The following is a 2804-nucleotide window of genomic DNA, read 5'->3' on the forward strand; positions in this document are numbered from 1 at the left end:
GCCGACATTGGTGGCGGCCTCTTTGCCTGGTTTGCACCCTCCTTGCGGATCGAGGGATGCACTTTTGCCTCCAATCAAGCCGGCTTCGGATCCGCTGCGGTCGTTGGTTACTCGCATGCCGATTTTCTGAACTGCGTAATTGATTCGAATGTCGCTTTGACTAACGGCCCCGCAGGAATCCAATACGCGGTCTCTACCGGTACGCAGACCAATTGCTCCTATCGGTTCAACTCGATCCGGAGAGGACAAGGAGGTGCTGTGGCCATAACCGACACATCCGATGTCGTATTCAACAGCTGCCTGTTTCTGGGAAATGAGGTCACGGAAACGGAGGGTGATGGCGGAGCCGTCCATATTAGATGGGTATCGCAGTGCGAGTTCATCGATTGTCATTTCGCGCAGAATGCTTCAATGAGCAACGGCGGCGCCATCGGAGCTGAAGACAGATGTTCAGTTGTCGTGACCAACTCCTCTTTCGTCAGCAACTCCAGCGGCTACAGTGGCGGCGCGATTGTTGTCGCCGATAGCTCTGCGCTCGCGCTGAGTTACTGCAGCTTCGCCTTCAATCATTCGGCGCGCGGTGCTGCGCTGGCGCTGAGTCCGAGTGGCGAATTCGGCTGAAGCAAGTGCTCAGCCACCATCGGAAATTGCACCTTTGCCTACAACGATTGCTCGGTCTCCGACGGCGCAATCTCGATCCCTGCGAACGCTGACTCGGTCGCACTCAATAACTCGCTTCTGGCATTCAACGATAATTGCAGCGCCTTCGCCTATGGTATTGTGCCGGCGCTGTCTTGTTGCGATTTGTATGGCAATGAAAGTGGTGACTGGACCGGCGTTCTGAGCGATCAGCTCTACCAGCGCGGCAACATCTGGGCCGATCCGCTCTTCTGCGGCGGGTTGGGGAATCTGCATATCAACGTCTTGTCGCCCTGCGCGGCGGCGCACTCGGAATGCCGGCGCCTCATCGGAGCCGTTGGCGTTGGCTGCCCCTCTCTTCTCTGTGGTGATGCCGACGGCACCGGCATGATCTCAATCTCCGATGCCGTGTATCTGATTACCTACATCTTTTCCGGCGGTCCTGCTCCCGATCCGCAGAGCGTTGGCGATGCCGATTGCAGCGGGGCGGTCAGCATCTCCGACGTGGTCTACTTGATCAATTACATCTTCGCCGGCGGTCCGGCACCCTGCGCGACGTGCCCGTGACCCAAAACGGAGGGAATATGATTAGAACCTGTTGTTTCCTGACGTTGCTCAGTCTAGCAGTTCCGTGCCTTGCCGCCAACCCCCACTTGAGCAAGACTCCGCCGTTGATCAGTCTGTGCTCAGTGCCGGAGGTCAAGGTCTCCGGGGCGCTGGCCCGCGTGCTATCGGTTGACGAATTGCTCGGTCCGAATCTTCGCGGCTCTACTCTGCGCGAAGGAGGTAACCTTTTCGGCTTGATGTCTGATTCGTCGTTCTATTGGCTCGGTGATCATTGGGGTAACGATCGATTTTTGTCCTTCTCCTACAACCCGCAAGGTCTGCTCGACGAAATACTCTTTCAGATCTGGGACTCTGACCTCGGGGGGTTCAATAACCAGCAGCTGGCCGTTTTCACCTACGACGCCGATTCTCGAGTCTCGACCCTAGTCCTGTACCTCTGGCAGGAGAACCAGTGGCAACCTTGGTTCATGGACGCGTTGTCCTACAATCCCGAGGGACTGATCTCCCAGATCACGAGTTCAACATGGTCATTTGGAGTGTGGACGCCCGCCGTGCTCGATTCCTACTCGTACGTGAGTGGTTCGCTGCTCCGCTCTGAGGTGATCACTCAGCAATGGGAGAGTGAACAATGGGTTAATGTGATGCGTCAGTACTACTCTTACAATTCCCTCAGCCAGCCCGATTCCGTCGTGCAACAGGGCTGGGATAGCGGTGCGTGGAAAAACTGGTGGCGGTGGGTATCACTTTACGACGCGCAGAACTTTGAGGTCGAGAGCATTGAGCAAAATTGGGGGCTGACTGGTTGGGACAACTACAGCAAGAATTCATTCACTAATAATAGCCGCGGCCATTGCACGATCGACCTGCATTCGATTTGGGAGGCGGCACACTGGGTGCCGACGGACGTCGATTCGATGAAATATGCCGGCGACCTCCTCGTCGAGGTCGTTCACAACTACTTCGCCGCGTCGCAACTACACCGAACACTTTACAGCTATGATCTGGCCGGCAATCAGACCGGCGAGTTGGGTCTCCGATGGGAAGCGGCAAGCGGCTGGATTAACGAGACGCGGGAGTCGTACGTCTATTCACGGCTGCAGTATCTCTGCGGTGATGCCGATGCCAGCAATCTTGTCAACATCTCCGACGTTGTCTTCCTGATCGGATACATTTTTACCGGCGCGTCACAGCCAAGCCCGCTTGCATCGGGGGATGCCGATTGCAGCGGGACCGTCGTTCTCACCGACGCCGTGTACTTGGTCAACTTCATCTTTGCCGGCGGCCCGGTGCCCTGCGCGGCGTGTCCGAAGGAGGAGCTATGAAGAAGTATCTGCTGTTGCTAGTTGCATGTCTGCTGAGTGGACAACTGCAGGCGTTAGAGCCGGCTGATGAGTTTGAGTTCAACCTAATCGGGCGTATCGAGTTGTTTCAGCAACGACTGAGCGTGCGCGATATCGCCGTCACCAATAGCCTGGCCGTTGCTGCTGCCGATTCGGTTACGGGACTGGCTGTGATCGACATTTCGGATCCTGACGCGGCTGCACTGCTCGGGCATTGTCGCGTACCGGGAGTGCCTTTGTCGGTCGGTGTGATCGGCA

Annotated in this window: 4 protein-coding genes; all 4 read left to right on the forward strand. The window is 56.8% G+C overall.

Annotation, left to right across the window (positions count from 1 at the left end; translation table 11 throughout):
• Positions 1 to 621 (forward strand): right-handed parallel beta-helix repeat-containing protein (locus tag IT585_09010; protein MCC6963378.1); only part of this gene is annotated, 621 nt, incomplete at its 5' end.
• 183 nt (positions 622 to 804) lie between these two features.
• On the forward strand, positions 805 to 1206 hold the full coding sequence (locus tag IT585_09015; protein MCC6963379.1) for a hypothetical protein: 402 nt from the start codon (positions 805 to 807) through the stop codon (positions 1204 to 1206).
• A gap of 17 nt (positions 1207 to 1223) precedes the next feature.
• Complete coding sequence (locus IT585_09020) at positions 1224 to 2528, forward strand: hypothetical protein (protein ID MCC6963380.1); 1305 nt, start codon at positions 1224 to 1226, stop codon at positions 2526 to 2528.
• Positions 2525 to 2804, forward strand: a 280-nt coding sequence (locus IT585_09025; GenBank protein MCC6963381.1) for a hypothetical protein, incomplete at its 3' end; no start/stop codon positions are given. The genes IT585_09020 and IT585_09025, both read left to right, overlap by 4 nt.

It is taken from the genome of Candidatus Zixiibacteriota bacterium (genome assembly GCA_020853795.1).
GTDB lineage: Bacteria > Zixibacteria > MSB-5A5 > CAIYYT01 > CAIYYT01 > JADJGC01.